18 protein-coding genes are annotated in these 19,660 nt (G+C 44.0%); 10 read left to right on the top strand and 8 right to left on the bottom strand.

Annotation, left to right across the window (positions count from 1 at the left end; all coding sequences use genetic code 11):
• Positions 1-377 precede the first annotated feature (377 nt).
• Positions 378-1,778, top strand: coding sequence for an asparagine--tRNA ligase (asnS, locus tag BCU34_RS04600; RefSeq protein ID WP_017060416.1), 1,401 nt, complete (start codon positions 378-380; stop codon positions 1,776-1,778).
• Positions 1,779-1,935: 157 nt separating this feature from the next.
• Here the strand turns inward: asnS and BCU34_RS04595 are convergent, their stop codons facing one another.
• Together BCU34_RS04595 and BCU34_RS04590 are read right to left on the bottom strand one after the other, a co-directional pair.
• A complete protein-coding gene (locus BCU34_RS04595) occupies positions 1,936-2,142 on the bottom strand; it encodes a hypothetical protein (protein ID WP_004734707.1) in 207 nt (68 codons plus the stop codon).
• A gap of 127 nt (positions 2,143-2,269) precedes the next feature.
• The gene (locus tag BCU34_RS04590; protein WP_102478830.1) at positions 2,270-3,673 is read right to left on the bottom strand and encodes a PLP-dependent aminotransferase family protein; all 1,404 of its coding nucleotides are present in this window, start codon (positions 3,671-3,673) and stop codon (positions 2,270-2,272) included.
• Positions 3,674-3,891: 218 nt separating this feature from the next.
• Here BCU34_RS04590 and BCU34_RS04585 point away from each other — a divergent pair, with 218 nt between their 5' ends.
• The 3 genes from BCU34_RS04585 to BCU34_RS04575 all read left to right on the top strand — a co-directional run bounded on the left by BCU34_RS04585 (position 3,892) and on the right by BCU34_RS04575 (position 7,362).
• The gene (locus BCU34_RS04585; protein ID WP_017060414.1) at positions 3,892-4,191 is read left to right on the top strand and encodes a hypothetical protein; all 300 of its coding nucleotides are present in this window, start codon (positions 3,892-3,894) and stop codon (positions 4,189-4,191) included.
• Positions 4,192-4,466: 275 nt separating this feature from the next.
• Positions 4,467-5,969, top strand: a complete 1,503-nt coding sequence (locus tag BCU34_RS04580) for an HD-GYP domain-containing protein (RefSeq protein ID WP_102478829.1) — start codon at positions 4,467-4,469, stop codon at positions 5,967-5,969.
• Between the two features lie 202 nt (positions 5,970-6,171).
• On the top strand, positions 6,172-7,362 hold the full coding sequence (locus tag BCU34_RS04575) for an amino acid aminotransferase (protein WP_102478828.1): 1,191 nt from the start codon (positions 6,172-6,174) through the stop codon (positions 7,360-7,362).
• 123 nt (positions 7,363-7,485) lie between these two features.
• Here BCU34_RS04575 and BCU34_RS04570 read toward each other — a convergent pair whose 3' ends face one another.
• Positions 7,486-8,127, bottom strand: coding sequence for an outer membrane beta-barrel protein (locus BCU34_RS04570; RefSeq protein WP_102478827.1), 642 nt, complete (start codon positions 8,125-8,127; stop codon positions 7,486-7,488).
• A 150-nt stretch (positions 8,128-8,277) separates the two neighbouring features.
• Here BCU34_RS04570 and BCU34_RS04565 point away from each other — a divergent pair, with 150 nt between their 5' ends.
• Entirely contained in the window at positions 8,278-10,167 is a 1,890-nt protein-coding gene (locus tag BCU34_RS04565; protein ID WP_048658410.1) for a DUF294 nucleotidyltransferase-like domain-containing protein, read from the top strand.
• 5 nt (positions 10,168-10,172) lie between these two features.
• The gene (locus BCU34_RS04560) at positions 10,173-10,889 is read left to right on the top strand and encodes a 3'-5' exonuclease (RefSeq protein WP_102479859.1); all 717 of its coding nucleotides are present in this window, start codon (positions 10,173-10,175) and stop codon (positions 10,887-10,889) included.
• Between the two features lie 79 nt (positions 10,890-10,968).
• On the opposite strand, the gene BCU34_RS04555 is transcribed toward BCU34_RS04560, so the two are convergent.
• Together BCU34_RS04555 and BCU34_RS04550 are read right to left on the bottom strand one after the other, a co-directional pair.
• Positions 10,969-11,661, bottom strand: coding sequence for an MOSC domain-containing protein (locus tag BCU34_RS04555; protein WP_102478240.1), 693 nt, complete (start codon positions 11,659-11,661; stop codon positions 10,969-10,971).
• Positions 11,662-11,716: 55 nt separating this feature from the next.
• Positions 11,717-11,959, bottom strand: coding sequence for a hypothetical protein (locus BCU34_RS04550; protein ID WP_055318574.1), 243 nt, complete (start codon positions 11,957-11,959; stop codon positions 11,717-11,719).
• An 87-nt stretch (positions 11,960-12,046) separates the two neighbouring features.
• On the opposite strand from BCU34_RS04550, the gene BCU34_RS04545 reads away from it, so the two are divergent.
• Positions 12,047-12,859 (top strand): AraC family transcriptional regulator, encoded by an 813-nt coding sequence (locus BCU34_RS04545; RefSeq protein ID WP_055318573.1) that lies wholly within the window; start codon positions 12,047-12,049, stop codon positions 12,857-12,859.
• Between the two features lie 86 nt (positions 12,860-12,945).
• On the opposite strand, the gene serC is transcribed toward BCU34_RS04545, so the two are convergent.
• Both serC and BCU34_RS04535 read right to left on the bottom strand, forming a co-directional pair.
• A complete protein-coding gene (gene serC, locus BCU34_RS04540; RefSeq protein WP_102478241.1) occupies positions 12,946-14,040 on the bottom strand; it encodes a 3-phosphoserine/phosphohydroxythreonine transaminase in 1,095 nt (364 codons plus the stop codon).
• Between the two features lie 163 nt (positions 14,041-14,203).
• Positions 14,204-15,466: a DUF945 family protein gene (locus tag BCU34_RS04535; protein ID WP_102478242.1), complete on the bottom strand. Its 1,263-nt coding sequence runs from the start codon at positions 15,464-15,466 to the stop codon at positions 14,204-14,206.
• Between the two features lie 183 nt (positions 15,467-15,649).
• On the opposite strand from BCU34_RS04535, the gene BCU34_RS04530 reads away from it, so the two are divergent.
• The 3 genes from BCU34_RS04530 to BCU34_RS04520 all read left to right on the top strand — a co-directional run bounded on the left by BCU34_RS04530 (position 15,650) and on the right by BCU34_RS04520 (position 18,913).
• The gene (locus BCU34_RS04530) at positions 15,650-17,593 is read left to right on the top strand and encodes an ATP-binding protein (RefSeq protein ID WP_102478243.1); all 1,944 of its coding nucleotides are present in this window, start codon (positions 15,650-15,652) and stop codon (positions 17,591-17,593) included.
• Positions 17,586-18,083 (top strand): response regulator, encoded by a 498-nt coding sequence (locus BCU34_RS04525; RefSeq protein ID WP_048664795.1) that lies wholly within the window; start codon positions 17,586-17,588, stop codon positions 18,081-18,083. Before BCU34_RS04530 ends, BCU34_RS04525 begins: the two co-directional genes overlap by 8 nt.
• Before the next feature lie 287 nt (positions 18,084-18,370).
• Complete coding sequence (locus BCU34_RS04520; protein WP_019822601.1) at positions 18,371-18,913, top strand: hypothetical protein; 543 nt, start codon at positions 18,371-18,373, stop codon at positions 18,911-18,913.
• Between the two features lie 131 nt (positions 18,914-19,044).
• Here the strand turns inward: BCU34_RS04520 and BCU34_RS04515 are convergent, their stop codons facing one another.
• Positions 19,045-19,626: a TfoX/Sxy family DNA transformation protein gene (locus BCU34_RS04515; protein ID WP_017060401.1), complete on the bottom strand. Its 582-nt coding sequence runs from the start codon at positions 19,624-19,626 to the stop codon at positions 19,045-19,047.
• Positions 19,627-19,660: the final 34 nt, after the last annotated feature.

Genomic DNA, 19,660 nt, shown 5'->3' with positions numbered 1-19,660 from the left:
GTGATTAAGTCCAATATGACTGAATCCGCGCCAATATAGAGCGAGTTTCAACACAATCACACTCCAATTATTGGAAACAAAGGTTTCGATTACGCCTTGTTCATTCGACGATTCACATTAGGCGGAACGTAAGGCGCACGCTAAGATCGAACAAAAAACACACCCTCAAACGTATTTATGGTCAGTAGACACAATATTTCTTTCACCAAGCAAGAATAAAGGTTGAAGCTGTCGGTATGACAGGTAATATGTTCAATCGATTTAAAAAGTTTATACAACTTAATGTTTCGGCTAATTATTGTGCAAATGTATGTTTATTTGCAGCAATGCCAGAGACTTTGAGTTGAATTTGTCCCTCAATGGAGAATGAAATCAACATGACTTACGCGCCTGTAACAGACGTACTTGGCGGCAAGCTAGCGGTAGACAGTGAAGTAACTGTTCGCGGCTGGATCCGTTCACGTCGTGATTCCAAAGCTGGAATCTCTTTCCTTGCCATTTATGACGGCTCTTGTTTCGACCCGATTCAGGCCGTGGTTCCTAATAATCTTAATAATTACGAAAACGAAGTATTAAAGCTAACAACTGGCTGCTCTGTTGAAGTAACAGGTAAGATTGTTGAGTCTCCTGCGAAAGGTCAAGACTTCGAACTAGCAGCAACTGACGTTAAAGTTGTGGGTTGGGTTGAAGATGCTGACACTTACCCAATGGCTAAGACACGTCACTCTATCGAATACCTTCGTGAAGTTGCTCACCTACGTCCACGTACAAACGTGATTGGCGCAGTAGCACGTGTACGTAACTGTCTATCTCAAGCGATTCACCGTTTCTACCACGAGCAAGGCTTCTTCTGGACTTCTGCTCCGCTTATCACTGCATCTGATGCAGAAGGCGCTGGTGAAATGTTCCGTGTTTCTACGCTAGACATGGAAAACCTACCACGCACTGAAAAAGGCGACGTAGACTTCAACGAAGATTTCTTCGGTAAAGAGACGTTCCTAACAGTATCTGGCCAACTTAATGCTGAAGCTTACGCTTGTGCACTAAGCAAGGTTTACACGTTCGGTCCTACGTTCCGTGCTGAAAACTCAAACACAAGCCGCCACCTAGCTGAGTTCTGGATGGTTGAGCCTGAAGTTGCGTTTGCAGACCTTAACGACGTAGCGAAACTGGCTGAAGACATGCTTAAGTACGTTTTCGCTGCTGTTCTTGAAGAGCGCCGCGACGACCTTGAGTTCTTCGCTTCTCGCATCGACAAGCAAGCAATTACTCGTCTAGAGCAATTCGTTGACGCTGACTTCGCACAAGTTGACTACACTGACGCAATCCAAATCCTACTAGACTCTGGTAAGAAATTTGAGTTTGACGTTGAGTGGGGCATCGACATGTCTTCTGAGCATGAGCGTTACCTAGCTGAAGAGCACTTCAAAGCGCCTGTTATCGTTAAGAACTACCCGAAAGACATCAAAGCTTTCTACATGCGCTTAAACGACGACGGCAAAACAGTTGCAGCAATGGACGTACTTGCACCAGGCATCGGTGAAATCATCGGTGGTGCACAACGTGAAGAGCGTCTCGACATTCTAGACGAGCGTATGATTGCTATGGGTATCGACCCTGAGCACATGAGCTGGTACCGCGACCTACGTAAATACGGTACAGTGCCGCACGCTGGCTTTGGTCTTGGTTTCGAGCGTCTAGTATCTTACGTAACAGGTATGGGCAACGTTCGTGACGTGATTCCATTCCCACGTACGCCACGCTCTGCAAACTTCTAATTCGAAAACCTATTCGATTTATAAGTTAAGAACAAATAAAACCTCCGCAATTGCGGAGGTTTTTTTATGTTCTGAATAAAACAAGGCGACGGCTGCTTCTGCTTCTGCTTCTGCTTCTGCTTCTGCTTATCACCATCAGAGACTAGTTATTCAAAAACTAATCAACATCTTGGTCTATAGCGTATTTTATTGCGAGACCGCAGATTGCCATCATAACGAACGGGATAGCCGCAGTGGTGTATTCCGCCCATGCCATATCAGCGAACGCTTTTGCTAGCAGTACGTGGCCGAGAATAAGCAGAAGCGCACACACAATCGCGACGATAATCAACTTAACTTCATTTCCCATAGTCATTTTCAACATAACGGTATCTCCAATATTTGGTCTACCGTTATTGAACCATAACTCTCTGGTCAATTAGGCGTACAGTTACGCCACAAACAACCCGTACAGTTGGAATGATTGTCTTTTTTATGAGGGACTTAAGGTTTTACGAGTTCGTGAGTTGATGTGCAAGTTTACCAAGCAAGATAAGCGCTTGTTCTTTCTCTTCTGTCAATTCATAAGAGAAGTTCAATCGTATCGCGTTATCCACTCTGCCCTGCTCACTGAACAGATCGCCAGATGCGACGCTAATACCTTGCTCAATAGCCAGTTGATGAAATTGTTGGCTGTCGAATTTTTCAGAGAAACGAATCCATATAAAGTAGCCACCAGCTGGTTCTTCAATCTCGATTGAATGCGGGAAGTACTGCTTAATGACGTCTATAAATCGCTCTTTCCTGACTAACAGGTTTTTACGTAGTTTACGAAGGTGATTGTCGTAGCTTTCATGCGTTAAGAAATGGGCGACACCAAGTTGAACGGGAGCGCTACTCGATAACGTAGAAAGAAGCTGCAATTTTTGAATCGCATCGTTAAAACGCGTGTTCACAACCCAACCTACTCGATAGCCCGGACATAAGCTTTTTGAATACGACCCACACAGCAAAACAGAATCGGTCTTATCGAAAGCCTTTAGTGGTTTCGGTTTATGACCTTCGTAATAAAGGTCGCCATACACGTCATCTTCAATAACGTAGGTTTCGTGTTGTTCTGCAATCTCTACCACACGGCGCTTCGCCTGTTCCGACAAACTGGTTCCCGTCGGGTTCTGAAAAGTCGTCATCAGCCAACACGCTTTGACATTGTGGTTTTGTAGTGCGTTTTCAAACTGCTCTATATTCAACCCATTAATTGGGCAAACATCCACTTCGATAGGGTTAAGCCCTAGCCTTTCGACGGCCTGTAGAGCACCATAGAATGCGGGAGATTCTATCACTACGTTATCACCCGGCTTAGTGACCGTTTGCAGGCTCAAGTTGAGCGCTTCCATTGCACCTGACGTAATCACGATGTCTTGATGATTAACTGTAATGCCTTGCTGCAGATAACGCTGTGCGATTTGCCTTCTTAAAGACTCACTTCCAGGAGGCAGATTGTTAATCACACTGGCACCCGTCATCTTCCTGCCGGCACTGGCTAGATTTCGAGTCAAGGTAGGTAATGGGAAAAGATCGGGATCTGGAAATGCAGAACCGAAAGGAATCACACCATAGGCTGAACTCGACTTCAAAAAATCAAATAAGCGGTCATTAATGGCTTTCTTTTCACGAACGAATGGCTCTACGTAATCAACGCCGTCCGGTCTCGGCGCGACAAAGTAGCCCGACTGAGGTTTAGCGATGATCCACCCTTCGCTTTCTAGCAACTGGTAGGCTTGTAAGACAGTACTATTGCTGACGTTGTAATTACGACAACTCATGCGTACCGAAGGGATCTTCTCTCCGGATCGCCACGTATTGTTGGCTATCTGAGTCCGAATATCCTTTGCAAGCTCTTCATAACGCGCCATCTAATTGTACTACCTAGAGAAATTCTGTGAGCCGGTGATTTTATCACTTACGCCAACAACTATTGCTGCTATCCATATGATCGCACCTAATTTCCACAATAGTGTGAACTAGTTCACAGATAACTTTGTAAGCTTTGCTAAGTTTGTACCCAAGGTAGGAGCTAAGTTGGCTTTCTACCTCAATAATTTGATGTAACCCAAAAACATGCGAGATAACAATGAAAAAAATAGAAGCAGACCAATTAAGTTATAAAGGAGAGTCAAACGGTGTTCACAGTTGGACAACACCGAGCGGCCAGCCATATTACTGGCACCCAGATTGGCTCCATATTGCTGAAGATGCGACAGGCTCACATCCAAAGCAAAAGATCGATGTAGAACAAGACCAAGCACCAACAGAAAAACACGCAGTGTCTGCTATTCTGAAACACATCAACCAATGGGCTGCAGACAAACTAGCATCTCATCCTGAGATTGAAACAGGCTCTATTGAAGCTGAAATCAATCTGAAAAAGTAATTTGATTTAAAGTAGGTCGCGAACTCAATCACTCGCGACTTGAGTCAAATATACCGACTGAATAGCCTCGAACCTCGACCGAGGCTATTCAAGTATCTTCATAAAAATGCGTTAATAACCCTCACCTAGCTAACAAATCTCTAACACAAACCAGTTTCTTGTATCAATCCACGAAAGCTATCGATAGAATTTCCGGTCTTATTCACGTCAGTTATACTAATCATTCGTAATTCTAAAGTCGTGAATCTAATAAGAATGAGAACAAAGGCTTTTCGATGGATACTTCAAATTACAATCAATCGCTAACGACTAAGTTATACGTCATTGCTGGCGTACTGTTTGGCACCTACGGCAGCCGGGTATGCCCTATGCTCGAGAGCTTAACGACGTTAGAGATTTTCACACAAGTCAGTATTGTGTTTGCCTTATTATGGATCGCGCGTCGTTATTTATTAGCGCAACATACATTAGTTAAACAAGGTCGATTCGCGCAGCTTGATACCCTTCTATTTTTTGCCGCAAGTATCCCGTTCGCGCTCTACTACAACTTAAGCTACGAATTCACTATAGATAGCAATTTGAAGGTGTTGTTTGGCATGAGTCTATTCGGCTTCTTTACCGGAAGCATTCTCCAATTGAACGCTAAGCTCAGCCAAATGGATAAAATGGAGACGACTGGACAATTTGACTTCCAACTGGTTGGTGAAAGGAGTTCGCTGGTCAAGCAAATGATTGGTTTAGTTATCGTGCTTCTGGTAACACTAACCACCATGCTAACTATGATTGCCGTCAAGGACATCTTTTGGCTAGAACATAACCCAGATCGCTTATTGGATGGCACAGGGAAGATCAGCGTGATCAAAGAGTTTATTTATTTGGCGGTGGTGCTGGGTGGATATGCGATAGCCATCATGACGCTTTGGAGCAAACTAATTAAGCGCATTCTCCTAAGCCAAGAGTGTGCCTTGAACAAGGTGACCAATGGCGAGCAAGGCGTTCGCTTACCTATTTTCGGCTACAACGAGCTTGGTTCAATGGCCTCAATGACCAACACTATGCTTGATAGCCTCGAAACCGCGCAAAACGAAGTTAAAACCACACGTGACGTTGCGATTGTTAGCCTATCTGCGCTGGCCGAATCGAGAGACAATGAAACGGGCGCACACATCCTTAGAACTCAAGAATACGTTAAGGTGCTCGCACAAGAACTCAGCAAATCAGAAATCCACTCAAGCTTGTTAACACCAAACTACATCGAGTTGCTCTACAAATCTGCGCCTTTGCACGACGTAGGCAAAGTGGGTGTGCCTGATAGCGTGTTATTGAAACCGGGTAAATTGACGGACGAAGAGTTTGAGATAATGAAAGGTCACCCCGCGATTGGTGCTGAAGCGTTATCTATTGCAGAAAAGCAGTTGGGAAGTAGCTCTTTCTTAAGAGTTGCAAAGGAGATATCTCTGACTCACCACGAGAAATGGAATGGCAGTGGTTATCCCAATCAGTTGTCTGGTGAAGATATCCCGTTATCTGGCCGTTTAATGGCATTGGCCGATGTTTATGATGCTCTCATTTCGAAGCGAGTCTATAAACCAGCCTTTACTCATGAGCAAGCTAAACAGATCATTTTAGAAGGCAATGGGACGCATTTTGATCCGCAAGTTGTCGACGCATTTCTAGCGGTTGAACAAGCGTTTATTTCGATCGCAGCAACCTACAAAGATGGCAAAAATATCGCTAGTGAACTCGAATGCGAAAGCCTTGTAGCTCAGCCCGCATAATCTATTCAAAAACCACTAACTTCTTGCACCCTATAGGTTAATCCGTAGGGTGTTTTGTTATCAAATACCCTCTTTAGTCAATAAATCTGATTGAAATGGATTTTTTTTAGCCTTTCTGTTCACTTCGTATTGTCTTAAAAATTCCATACAGGTATAACTACCCATAGATACTATCCCCTCTCAATTGACATGGATGAAGATTATGTTTGAAAAAGTGTTAGCTGCTCCCGCCGATCCTATCCTCGGCCTTACTGAAGAGTTTAAAAAAGACTCTCGTGCAGAGAAAATCAACCTTGGTGTTGGCATCTACAAAAATGAAGATGGTCAAACGCCTGTACTTAAAACAGTAAAGAAAGCAGAAGCTGCACTTCTTGAAAACGAAAAAACCAAATCTTACCTAACGATTGAAGGTACCGCTGAATACGGTCTAGCGGTTCAAAAACTGCTTTTCGGTTCAGACGCAGAGATCGTAACGTCTCAACGTGCTAAAACAGCACAAGCGCCAGGTGGTACAGGTGCACTTCGCGTAGCGGGTGAATTCATCAAGCGCCAACTGGGTGACGTAAAAATCTGGATAAGTAACCCAACTTGGGCTAACCACAACGGCGTTTTCGCTGCTGCGGGTATCGAGACGGCTCAATACAGCTACTACAACGCTGAAACAAAAGATAAAGACTTCGCAGGCATGTTTGCTGACCTAGAGAAAGCTTCTGCAGGCGACATCGTACTTCTTCACGGCTGCTGTCATAACCCAACAGGTATCGACCCAACGGCTGAAGAGTGGGAAGTACTGGCTAAGCTGGTTGCTGAAAAGAAACTACTTCCTCTATTCGACTTTGCTTACCAAGGTTTTGCGAAAGGCGTTGAAGAAGATGCTGCTGGCCTACGTGTTTTTGCTAAATACAACAAAGAAATCCTTGTTGCTAGCTCATTCTCTAAGAACTTCGGCTTGTACAACGAGCGTGTTGGTGCATTCACACTGGTTGCGGAATCTGCAGACGTAGCAACAACAGCGTTCTCTCAAGTTAAGAGCATTATCCGCTCTATCTACTCTAACCCACCAGCGCACGGTAGCGCTGTCGTTACTCACATCCTTGGTGATGCTGATCTACGTGCTGAATGGGAAGCAGAAGTAGCAGAAATGCGTGACCGTATCCAAGAGATGCGCGAGCTATTCGTAACAACACTAAAATCAGAAGGTGTTGATGCAGACTTCACATTCATCGAACGTCAAAACGGCATGTTCTCTTTCTCTGGTCTAAGCAAAGAGCAAGTAACTCGCCTAAAAGACGAATTCGCAATCTACATTGTTGGTTCTGGCCGTATCAGTGTTGCTGGTATGACTAAGTCAAACATGGGTCCTCTATGTAAAGGTATCGCTGCGGTTCTTTAATCGTAAAGTGAAACCTGTATTTGCAGACCAGAAACCTGCACTTACAGACCGATAGATATGCAAAAGCCAGCGATTAAGCTGGCTTTTTTGTATCTCGACTTTCAGTTTTAGATACTTTGTAAGTTAATACTCTAAGAAAAACTCCACGCCCAGCTCATTGGTTCGTTCGCTACGAATCTTACCTTCACCATCTCGATGTTGGTATGAGCCACCAATCGCAAACTTGTTGGTCACGAGATAACGTAAACCTAAGTGATAAATCTCTTCATCAAACAGATCACTTCGATTCACTTGCACACTACCGTTGGCAATCCAACGTTTCGCAAAACCATAGTTAAGCTCAGCTTTTACCCCTTGGATGACCTCAGTATCTGAAGATTCAGTTCGGTTGGTGTCATTATCTTCAACCTTACCTTTAGTGATACCAAGCAGGTAGTAAGCCACTATATCTAAATCTTTCTTGATGCTGTAACGGTAACCAACACCCGGCATAAGTGTATCAATTCGAGTCGTGGTGTCGTCAGGGTGAATGAAGCGTGCACTGTAGTCGCCCAGCAACAACCAATCATCCGTCATCGCGTAACTGACGCCTAATCCATACGACGAGGCATTGTTATTACTGCCTGCATCTTCATTTAAACTGCCCGAATGCGCTGTGGCATAAACGTGGTCATAATCAAGAATATCCACCGCGTTAGTGTCCGCCCACAAACTTGGAGAAAACGCTAAAACCGCAGAGACAAAACTAAGCTTCCACTTCGACATTCCTATCATCCTTAAACTGTCACTCCATTAATTGAAAGGTTAGTCTATCCATAAGACTTTAAAAAGGTTTTAGCTCACAGATTGATTTGTGACGGCAAAATATTATCAAATGTTGTACCATGAAATCATACAAACCAATGGATGATCATTATGGATGCTGAGTTATTAGAGATTCAAAACTTTCTGGCACAATACCCCCCTTTCACAGAACTCCCTGAAGAGATGTTGGCGAAAGTGACCAGTAGCGTGGAAATTTCTTATTACCGCCAAGATACCCCTATCATTCACTTTGGTGACCAAATTCATGATCTTTATATGGTTCGAAGCGGCGAAGTCGAAGTCTATCGTCGTAAAGGTGAACTGTATAACCGCCTTGATGAAGGCCATCTTTTTGGTCAAATGGGCCTACTGACCAACAACAAGGTGCGTTTCCCAGTCAAAGCGACTGAAGACACCCTGCTCTACTGCATTCCTGAACCTATCTTCCAAGAGCTTTACGACAACTACGATTCATTCGCCGACTTTGTCGAAGTAGAAGATAATGCGCGACTGCGCCAAGCCAATTCAGACAGCAACGACGCTAACGACCTGACCACATCAAAGGTAAAAACGCTGCTCACCAGCGAAGCGCCAATGATCGAAAAAACGCGCACCATTCAACAAGCCGCGACCATGATGGCAGAAGACAACGTCTCGTCCCTACTGATTATCGATCCAGATATCGTTGAAGATGATGAAGATGACTCAACACCCGTGATCGGCATCATCACCGACCGAGATTTATGTACGCGTGTTCTCGCCGAAGGTCTCGATCCATCGGATGAAGTGTCCAGCGTGATGACACCCGAGGTTATCTCACTCGATCACAACGCCTATGTATATGAAGCCATGATGACCATGCTTCGCTACAACGTGCACCACTTACCTGTGCTTAAAGATAAGAAGCCTATCGGTATTATCGAAGCGACTGATATTGTCCGTTACGAATCTCAAAACTCGCTGTTGCTTGTAAGTAGTATCTTCCAGCAACAAAGCATTGAAGATCTAAAGGTGCTTTCTGAGCAAGTAAAAGACAGCTTTGTACGCTTAGTTAACGAAGACGCCAACGCCCACATGGTGGGTACTGCAATGTCGGTAATTGGCCGTAGCTTTAAGCAACGTATTATCGAACTGGGTGAAGAGAAATTGGGTAAGGCGCCTATTCCTTACTGTTTCCTCGCACTTGGCTCGATGGGGCGTGATGAGCAGCTGCTCGTTACTGACCAAGATAACGCCATTATTCTTGATGATACTTACGACGAGAAAAAACACGGTAAATACTTTGAAGAGCTATCGACCTTCATTTGTGATGGCTTAGACCAATGTGGCTATGTGTACTGTACTGGCGACATCATGGCGACTAACCCAACGTGGCGTATGACTCGTCGCCAGTGGGAAGAGTGCTTTGCCGATTGGATTGATGATCCAAACCCGAAAGCACTGTTGAATGCTTCAATCTTCTTCGACTTAGATGGCGTTTATGGTCGTCTGAAATGGGCTGAGCAATTGAACAGCTTTATTGTTCGACGCGCACGCAAGAACAACCGCTTCTTGGCGTGTCTTGCACGTAACGCACTCAACCGCACACCGCCGCTCGGTTTCTTCAAAGATTTCGTGATGGAGAAAGATGGCCGTCACAACAACTCAATCAACCTTAAGCGTCGTGGTACTGCGCCTCTGGCCGATTTGATTCGTGTTCACTCGTTGGCGGTTGGCTCTCGCTCTAAGAACTCATTCGAACGTTTAGATGACATTATCGACGCAGGTATTCTGCCAAAAGGCCGAGCTCAAGATTTGAAAGATGCGATGGAGTTTATCTCTCTAGTTCGTATTCGCCACCAAGCACACGATGTCGACAACAACATCGAGCCTGATAACAACATCGAGCCTGAGAACCTGTCTGACTTCGAGCGACGTAACCTAAAGGATGCATTCCAAATATTAAGTAATGCGCAAAACTTCCTTAAGTTCCGTTATCAAGCCAGCAACAAGTTTAAGTAGGGCCTATGAACAAACTATTCAGATCACCTGCGGTCGATTGGCCATTTAAGTTTGCTCAGAAGCTAGAACGAGCGAAAGACGAGCGCTTAAAGCACTTTTATACCCAGCCTCTTCCAGCGCCTGATACGCCACTTTCAGAAGTGATGTTCTTGGCTGTCGACTTTGAGACAACGGGATTAAACCCAAACAAAGACGGCATTATTACTATTGGTTTAGTGCCATTTACGCTCAATCGCATCTACTTGCGACAAGCCAAACACTGGACTCTAAGACCAAAACAGAAGCTCGAAGAAGAGTCTGTCGTGATTCATGGTATCACTCACAATGACATCATTGATGCGCCAGACCTTAGCGAAGTGTTGGGTGAGATCTTAGAATCAATGGCAGGGCATATCCCAGTGGTTCACTATCGTCGAATCGAGCGTGACTTCTTGGACAATGCATTGAAGGTGCGACTCGGAGAAGGCATTGAGTTCCCAGTTCTCGATACGCTCGAGATTGAATCCCAGATCCAGAACAAACTGGCCGGTGGCCTATGGAATAAGCTAAAAGGCAAAAAACCAGCATCAGTGAGGCTTGGTCAGAGCCGTCGTCGATACCACCTACCCGACTACACGCCGCATCATGCATTAACTGACGCGATTGCGACCGCTGAGCTTCTCCAAGCGCAGATTGCTCATCACTTTGACGCAGAGATGCCTTTGAAGAATTTCTGGCTATAATTGAGTTTCGTAAGCTAAACATAAACACAAAGTCCACTAACTTCCATTAGTGGGCTTTGCTATTTTTTATCATCTAAGCTTATGCTGCTGTTGGCCCAACCAATCTCATTTCCCAATCTTCAACTTCACCCGTTTCTAGGCGTCGTTCAACCAACTTGCCCCAAGACTCTACGAGTGGCAGTTCAGCCATCTGACTCAGTTCTTCTCGATCCAGGCTTCCCGTAAAAACGGCACTCATAATACGAGCGAGCGACCAATCTGGGTATGGTCTTTCACAAAGAACAATCTCGTCACCTTCACCAATGTCGCCTTCCTCTAATACACGGAAGTACCAACCCGTTCGAAGCGTGTCTTGCAACCTTCTCGCCATGTCATTTTGGTCGAATCGTACGTTAAGCTTCCAACAAGGCATGCGCCCTTGTGAGACTTCCAACAATGTTGAGCCGATACGAATCTTATCTTTCAAGCAAATCGATTCTTCGGTTATGCCCATTGAGCTAATGTTCTCACCAAAGGCGCCTGCAGATTGGAAGATCGCTTTGTCGCCCAGTTCTTGTTTCCAAATTGGGTAGTGCTCACTTGGATAGATATGAAGCGCTTTTTGAATGCCACCATGAAAGCGAGGGTCGCCTTGTTCATCATTTGTGAAACCTAGCTCTGTGGCGTGCTGACGCTCTGAGAAAACCTGCTTATCAATGGCACTTTTTGCTCCATGTGCAAAAGCTACGGTCTTACCTGCCAAGACACTGTTTACTACGCCTAACTTCTTCATATCCCTTCCTTCTTACCTGAAACTTATTTGGTGTGTTATACAAGCTAAAGCCAACTTATTGCTCGCCTAGTGATTCAAATACCGGAATCGCCGCCAGTACTTCCATGGTGTGTTCTGTGCTTTTTAAGTAACGTGTTTCGCTGTCGGAAACCAATACATGACGCTGATAACCTTCAGTTTTCGGAAACTTAGTTAACACGGTTTCGAGCGATGTTTCGCACTTGCTTTGGTTAATGCCTTCAATATCAACTTTGAATAGTAGTTGGTTTTCTTTTGATATTTCAACTTGATATCGCATACGTGCCCCCTAATTACTTCATTCACTCTGCTGGGCATGATAGCCTAGTCCCGAAACGTCAGAATAGGGGCATAAAGACACTTAACCATGCTAACCCGCCAAATAGATTCTCACTCCGGAATCATCACCTCAAATGAGATGATGGTCGCTAATCCTAATTCACCAGCGTTAGTGAAGACCATCGATATGCCCAAGGGCTACGTCGATACAATGCACAAACATACGTGGCATCAAGTGATCTTCCCACTCAAAGGCCTATTGCAAACGAAAACCGAGCACTACCAGCATCTTGTGCCCCATACTTCTGCTTTGTTTGTGCCTGCAGGGATTCAACATGAATCTATCGCATTGAGCCATACGACGTTTGTCGGTATTTACCTTAATCCAGCCTTTGGTATTAAGTATGAGCCTCATGTGCGAACCATTACCCTGACGCCGTTTTTGAATGAGTTATTGCAGGAAATTCGCAGACAATGCGAAGGATTAGTGAGTGATGAAGAGGTATCGCGATTGCTCTCGGTATTGCACGATCAGATCATGAAAGACAACGTTCAGACCTATCAATTGTTGCTACCCGAAGACCGACGTTTGAAGCTTATATTTGAAGCGCTGACAGAGGCACCAACGTTGGACTTTTCGTTGAAGGAATGGGGAGAGAAAGTCGGTGCATCAGAGCGAACCTTATCGCGCTTATTCTCAAAAGAGTTCAACACGTCATTTCAGTTATGGCGACAACAAATCCGCCTGATTTACTCGTTGTCTTTGTTGGATGAAGAGTTCTCAATCCAAAGTATTGCTGACCAAGTCGGTTATCAAAACGACTCGTCTTACATTAAAGCCTTCAAGGCGTCTTTTGATGTAACGCCACAACAGTTTCGTTTTAATGGCCGAAGAAGGTAATTAGGTCTCTATATTTTCACCTTCTATGGGAAACAAAAAGAGGAGCCTAAGCTCCTCTTTTCATTGGTAAACATCGAACTCGCTTATTAAGCGTATTTCTCTTCGAAGTCTTTCATAAAGCTAACCAGTGCTTGAACGCCTTCCAAAGACATTGCGTTGTAAAGTGAAGCTCTCATTCCACCTACTGCTCTATGGCCTTTTAGTGATTTCAGACCTGCAGCATCAGCCAACTCTAAAAACTTACCATCTAACTCAGGTTTCACCAGTTGGAACGGCACGTTCATTCTAGAACGGTTTGCAGTGTGAACATCGTTTTTGTAGAAAGCTGAACTATCGATGGCGCCGTAAAGCAACGCTGCTTTCTCTTTATTCACCAATTCCATCGCTTCAACGCCACCTTGAGCTTTCAGCCACTTGAACACAAGGCCTGATAGGTACCAAGCGTACGTTGGCGGTGTGTTGAACATTGAGTCTTTTTCAGCAAGTACTTTGTAGTTGAGAATACTCGGCAACACATCGTTTGCGAGTTCAAGTAGGTCATCGCGCACGATGGCAATACAGATACCAGCCGGGCCGATATTCTTTTGCGCACCCGCATAGATAACACCGTACTGAGACACATCAATCTTACGAGACAGAATGTTAGATGACATATCCGCTACGATTGGCTTATCTGTTTGAGGAAGCTCGCTGATTTCAATGCCATCGATGGTTTCGTTTGGACAGAAATGTACATACGCTGCTTCTGGGTCAATTTTCCAATCTTTAGCCGGAACAACAGCCGCTTTGCCATCAACTGACGTCTTCGCGTTGAATACATCAATTTCGCAATATTTGCTCGCTTCAGTCACTGCGCTTTCTGCCCAGTAACCCGCATCGATGTAAGTCGCTTTTGTTGCGTCACCTAAAAGGTTTAGAGGAACAGCTGCGAATTGAGCACGAGCGCCCCCCTGACAAAAAAGAACTTTGTAGTTGTCTGGGATGTTCAGAAGATCACGTAAGTCCTGTTCGGACTCGTCAGCAACTTGAATAAATTCCTTACTGCGATGGCTGATTTCCATCACGGAAGTCCCTAAACCATTCCAATCAATGAAGTCCGCTTGAGCTTGTTTCATTACTGGTTTAGGCAGCGCAGCTGGGCCTGCACTGAAGTTGAATACGTTATCTAATGTAAGTTCCATGGGGATGATTGCTCCTGCTAAATAATAACTATGCAAGTAATACCATGTTTTACCCAACATAAAAACAACAAAAGAGGTCTTAAGACCTCTTTTGTTTTGTACCGTATAAAATGTTTAAGCTTAACCTGCTAAATCACCCTATCAGTATTCAAGCTTGCTCTGTTTATTGAACAAAAACCGGCATAAGTAGAGCGATTAATGGAATTTCTTGTCCATTTTCGAACACTAGGTTTCCATTTTCTAAGTCAGCGCTGATTTCATAACCACTTTCTGTTTCCTTGATCATTTCCATCACAAGCAATTCATCGATTCCTTCACGGATGAATGGGTACTCTTCAACAAGCTCATTTGAGAAGCTAGAGTGAACGTTGCCCGTTAATGCAGGCATGATCATCGAAGGGTTGCTGCTGATATTTTCTGTCCCTTCCGGTACGCTCACCAACCACTTAGATTCGAATTGGCCCTTACCCAGTTCTAGCGACATGTTGTTCATTGAAAGGTCAAAGCCTTTAGCAAACAGGATATCGATAAATGGAATGATCTCTGCGACGTCTTCTTGCGTCAACACTGGATTAGTTTGGTAAATCTCAAAGACTTTCTCGAACGATTCGCTATCGAGTTTCGATATTTCAAAATCAACGTTTAAGTTGTTCAACTGACCTTCATTAGTCTCGATATTTGCGATATCCAATTTGAGATTGCTGCGCAGACGCTTAGTCGCTTCATCTAGGTGCGATTCAAAATCGTACTTAGAGTTTTCAATGGTCATGAAAGGCTGCATTGCAGAATCTGAAACCAAGAAGCTATCGATAGTAAAATTCTGGGTTCCTAACCAGTAGCCTTTCGCTTGTTGGCCTGAACCTACACCTTTCAAGTTAGACAGCGTTACCTCTTCACCGGTTTCGAAATCAATTTGAACAGAAGGAATAGAAAGCTCGTAATCAACCTGCCCTAAAACAGTAGCATGGCCAGAAAGATTCGATTTAGTGATAGATACCGAAGTACCATTCTCATCAGAGCCTTGATGATTGAACTGGCTTAACTCGAAGTTGAAATCCGTGTTGCCGTTCAGCTCAGTGCTAGTCGTCAGAGTTAGAGGCAGAATATCGGTATTTTCAAACGTCGACAGAGCATTTAGGCTCACCAAGCCATGGCTAACCGCACTATTAATAACAAACTCACTCGGCAGCCCATCAATCGCAAGTTGCTCTTTCAGGTTTTCATCCGTCACAGTTACACGAGTGATTACGTTGGAAGAGAGGTAACCTCTATCGTATTCCACGATCTCAGCTTGAATGCTTGAATTGTTAAGCTTTGCAACGCCATCAGTAATCGCATTTTGTCCAATCTGCCCTACCGCTAACGGCCAACAAAGCGCCAATGAGATTGCTCCGCCAATTGCACCAATTTTTCTTAACTGTTCCATGAGTTCTCTTTCTACACGAGTCTATTTTTTTTAGTCTAACCCATCAGTAGCAAACAAGAAACATTGAGTTAAATCAGTCTATTGCTCGATACTTCGATTGCCTCAACAAATTAACGGTTAGCTCTCATCCTTATTCAGCGGTTCTTGCTAGGCTAGAAGCGTCGCTACTATTAAGGTTAAGCTGTGAATCAATACGCTGTTATCTGTTTGGACAATAATCCGGTTAGCATTGAAAGAATACGTTCGGAGCTGGCTCCGTTGGCTTCTGTATTCGATATTTATACTGCCGAGAACATAGAAGACGCACATCACGCATTAGAAGATATCCATGATCACCACCAAACTGTTGCCTTGGTGATCACTCATCATCATTCTCAATTTAATGGTGTGCAATTTCTAATTGAACTTGAACAGCTGCCCCATAGTAATACCGCAAGAACGATATTAGTCAGCGCTTCGTCAGACATTCAATCCATTCTAACCGCAGTGAATGAAGGTCGACTCAATCACTGCCTAACCAAACCAGTTCAAGATCAGGTTCTATTCAAGTCAGCGCAAAAAGAGCTAACGTCTTTTGTCATTCAATACGACTCAGAAAACCTACTCTCTTACAGTGATGCATTGGATCAACAGCGCTTACTCAGAGCACACATCGAGCAAAAGATTCATTCGTTCCAGTCTGGTTTCATTCATGATTACCATCAGCTTTCTGATAATGCTCTTGCCGAGCGTGTCGTCAATGCATTGCAGGAGGTATTCTCTAAAGATGACAAATCCAAGGCCATTCGAGATTACTCGCCAGAACACTTACTAACGGTTGAAGGTGAAGACAATCGCTTCCTATGGTTAATCATTGAAGGTGAAGTGGCACTCTACAAAAAGGATGAATTGGGGCAACAAAGAGAGGTAGTGCGTCACTCTAAAGGAAACATTGTTGGTGGGATGTCATTCGTAACAGGCGAGCCTTCATTCTCTACTGGTATCACTCTTACCCAAACGCGAGTGATTAAGCTGGATAAGGACAGTTTTGCGCAGGTAATGCATTCCAACAATACCTTGCTGCCGCTATTCACCAATCTACTGCTCCGTCATTTCAATCGACGTTTGCAACGTAGCATCACCAATAAGATCAAACTTCAGCAAACACTCGAGTCACTGGAATCAGCCCACCAGCAATTGATCGAAAAAGAAAAGATGGCGATGTTAGGTCAGCTGGTAGCTGGCGTTGCTCACGAACTGAATAATCCGATTGCAGCTATATTGCGTAGTATTGAAACTCTATCTGAACACCTAGACCAGATACTTGAGAACTCGTCACTCCCTGAATCAAACAAAGGGACTGACGTATTAGCGCATTCAAAACTAGCGAAGCCGCTATCCACGGCACAAGAAAGACAGCTGGTAAAACACCTTACATCGACCATCGATGATCGTGCTCTGGCCAAAAAAGCGGTGAGGCTCAACCTAAGCCAAGACGCTGCGGTTTTAGATACCTTAAAAGACTCCCCTGTCGCAGGCAAAGAGCTGCTCAATGACTTAGAGCATTACCATTATGTGGGGAACTCTATCTGCTCAATTCAAGTGTGCAGCAAGCGTATTGCCGATATGGTCAAAAGCCTAAAAAGCTATGCCCGAGAAGATGAAGAAGTTCGCCACTACACAGATATCCACGAAGGGCTTGAAGATACTTTAGTGATCTTTGAAAACAGACTCAAACATCACCAACTCGAGAAGCATTACGACACCAACTTACCGCCTTTATTGTGCCAGTCACTCTCTCTGCAACAAGTGTGGACCAATCTTCTTTCCAATGCGCTCGATGCCCTTTCTGAACGAGGCAAAGTGTCCATTACTACCTCTCAACATACAAAAGGTGACGACACGTTTCTTGTGGTGCAAATCTCCGATACTGGCCACGGCATTGCCAAAGAAGACATCAACACCATTTTCAACCCAAATTTCACGACCAAAAAAGAAGGTAACTTTGGTTTAGGGATTGGGCTATCCATTTCTCAACAAATCGTTTCGGCTCATCAAGGATTTATTTTGGTGGAGTCAGAGGTAGGCAGTCATACAAACATGCAAGTGTGGCTTCCATTCAAACAAGAAGGAGCACCTCATGAATAAGTACCTAATTTTATGTGTCGATGATGAACCTGAAGTTCTCAATAGTGTCCTTCAGGACTTGGCGATATTTGAAGAGAACTTTCTGGTTGAAGGTGCTGAATCGGTCGATGAAGCCATGCAAGTAATCAAAGAAATGGGACAAGATGGTATTAAGCTCGCGTTAATCTTGTGCGACCACATCATGCCAGAAAAAACCGGCATCGATTTTCTGATCGAACTCAACCAACACGACGCGACCAAGCCAACGCGTAAACTGCTACTCACAGGGCAAGCTGGGCTTGAAGATACCGTCACGGCCATTAACAACGCTGCACTTGATTTCTATATTTCAAAACCTTGGCAAGGCGACCAACTGAGAGACACGATTACTCAACAATTGACTGACTATGTCATTGCCAACGACAAACAATTGCTTAACTGGACTTCCATCTTAGATACCGAGCGTATACTGACTTCCATGGCGGATAAACGCACCAGTTTTGGTGAATAACACTAATTGCTGAATAGATACTGAGAAAAGCGGCATCCGATATAAGAACCGTCCGAAAACATACAAATTTTGGATAATTCGTTCATCTATTTTTCTCATTCGCTCTAAAACATGAGATCTCCGTTACAGACTGATCCTTAATTTGCTTGTTTTTTAACTAAATGAGTAAGGTTTTACATTTTAAAGGATTACTTTTCCGTGAGTTAGATTAAACTGTCTCAATGTTTATGGTTTGCCGATTTGTCTCAAACCAAAGGAATTAACACTAATATAGGTTTACGGTCGTTATGCGCAAAATTCTACTTACTACCGCTATGCTATTGGCTTCTGGTCAAGCACTAGCTGTTGATGAACAACCACAGGTAATGAGCAACTTTAACTATGATTACTTTGAAGCACGCATCGGTGCTAGCCCAGTAACATTTGGTGGTGCGTTCAGTAAGTCAATTCACCCGAACGCTCATGCTGTAGCACGTATCGATTCAGAATTTGAAGGCGATTACGACTCAGCTGTAGGTCTTGGTTTCCACGCTCCACTAAACAACTGGGCAGACCTAACAGGTGAAATGCTAGCTCGTATCGTTCAGCCAGAGAACTCAAGCTCTACTGATATCGGTATGGAAATCAACGTTGGTGTTCGCCAATGGCTTGGTCCACAACTAGAAGTTGGTGGTAAAGGTGGTTACGTTTCTATCGATGACAACGATGATTGGACAGGTTCTGTTTACGCGCGTTTCCACTCTACAGAGCTTTTCTCTCTAGGTGCTGAAGCTCGTATTAACGACTTCTACGGTGACCAACTTATGTTCACTGCTCGTTTCAAGTACTAGTACTTAACGTTAAAGCCCGAACAGATAAGCTCTTAGCCTCTCAAACTTGCTAAGACAAAAACAAAAAAACCGAGGACATTCCTCGGTTTTTATTTATTAACAGTAATCTTAAGCATATAAGGCAAACTTCTTTAGTGGCAGCTCTTTAGTAATTGCTGCTTGCGTGGCTCTTGTAATAGTTTCCAGTGAATACCATCAATTGCACCCGCAAATTTCCAAAGTAGTTTTAGGTCAACATCGTTTCCGTACGCTTCGCGAACCTTATTAAACACTTCAGGCGCGCCCAACTGCATAAACATTGAAACATCATCCACACCCGCCTTTTTAACCATGCGTTCTAACGTAAGTTGCATGTTTGGTAGATCTCTTAATCTGCGGCTAGCTGATGATTTCTTGAAGCTACGTTGCTGAATTGAGTTATCGATTGAAGTACGAATAATACTATCCAATTCAGGATGTTCACATGTAAACAGATCCGTAATATCGTAGTAATTTACGGTAGCTGTTGTCTGTTTTTTTACATGACGATACTTTTCACAATCAAGATCGGTCAGTTTTTTATCTAATGATTTTCCACCTCTAATGAATAAACAACCTTCACTCAATAAAGCGAACATAGCGTCATTTTGAAAGAGGCCAATACCTCCGAACATAGAACGTTTTTGATGCTCACCAAATTGATTCACGTAATTAATAAATGCTGTCTCGGTCATATCCGTTGATCCTTAATCAAATTACCCCGATTAG

Source organism: Vibrio sp. 10N.286.45.E10, assembly GCF_002874195.2.
Lineage (GTDB): Bacteria > Pseudomonadota > Gammaproteobacteria > Enterobacterales > Vibrionaceae > Vibrio > Vibrio crassostreae.
Note: the sequence above shows the minus strand (reverse complement) of the source record. Positions and strands in the feature narration are given on the sequence as shown.

Bases quoted from the DNA above. Each gene is read 5' to 3' on its own strand.
- asnS (WP_017060416.1), top strand. From the start codon at position 378: ATGACTTACGCGCCTGTAACAGACGTACTTGGCGGCAAGCTAGCGGTA.
- BCU34_RS04595 (WP_004734707.1), bottom strand. From the start codon at position 2,142: ATGTTGAAAATGACTATGGGAAATGAAGTTAAGTTGATTATCGTCGCG.
- BCU34_RS04590 (WP_102478830.1), bottom strand. From the start codon at position 3,673: ATGGCGCGTTATGAAGAGCTTGCAAAGGATATTCGGACTCAGATAGCC.
- BCU34_RS04585 (WP_017060414.1), top strand. From the start codon at position 3,892: ATGAAAAAAATAGAAGCAGACCAATTAAGTTATAAAGGAGAGTCAAAC.
- BCU34_RS04580 (WP_102478829.1), top strand. From the start codon at position 4,467: ATGGATACTTCAAATTACAATCAATCGCTAACGACTAAGTTATACGTC.
- BCU34_RS04575 (WP_102478828.1), top strand. From the start codon at position 6,172: ATGTTTGAAAAAGTGTTAGCTGCTCCCGCCGATCCTATCCTCGGCCTT.
- BCU34_RS04570 (WP_102478827.1), bottom strand. From the start codon at position 8,127: ATGTCGAAGTGGAAGCTTAGTTTTGTCTCTGCGGTTTTAGCGTTTTCT.
- BCU34_RS04565 (WP_048658410.1), top strand. From the start codon at position 8,278: ATGGATGCTGAGTTATTAGAGATTCAAAACTTTCTGGCACAATACCCC.
- BCU34_RS04560 (WP_102479859.1), top strand. From the start codon at position 10,173: ATGAACAAACTATTCAGATCACCTGCGGTCGATTGGCCATTTAAGTTT.
- BCU34_RS04555 (WP_102478240.1), bottom strand. From the start codon at position 11,661: ATGAAGAAGTTAGGCGTAGTAAACAGTGTCTTGGCAGGTAAGACCGTA.
- BCU34_RS04550 (WP_055318574.1), bottom strand. From the start codon at position 11,959: ATGCGATATCAAGTTGAAATATCAAAAGAAAACCAACTACTATTCAAA.
- BCU34_RS04545 (WP_055318573.1), top strand. From the start codon at position 12,047: ATGCTAACCCGCCAAATAGATTCTCACTCCGGAATCATCACCTCAAAT.
- serC (WP_102478241.1), bottom strand. From the start codon at position 14,040: ATGGAACTTACATTAGATAACGTATTCAACTTCAGTGCAGGCCCAGCT.
- BCU34_RS04535 (WP_102478242.1), bottom strand. From the start codon at position 15,466: ATGGAACAGTTAAGAAAAATTGGTGCAATTGGCGGAGCAATCTCATTG.
- BCU34_RS04525 (WP_048664795.1), top strand. From the start codon at position 17,586: ATGAATAAGTACCTAATTTTATGTGTCGATGATGAACCTGAAGTTCTC.
- BCU34_RS04520 (WP_019822601.1), top strand. From the start codon at position 18,371: ATGCGCAAAATTCTACTTACTACCGCTATGCTATTGGCTTCTGGTCAA.
- BCU34_RS04515 (WP_017060401.1), bottom strand. From the start codon at position 19,626: ATGACCGAGACAGCATTTATTAATTACGTGAATCAATTTGGTGAGCAT.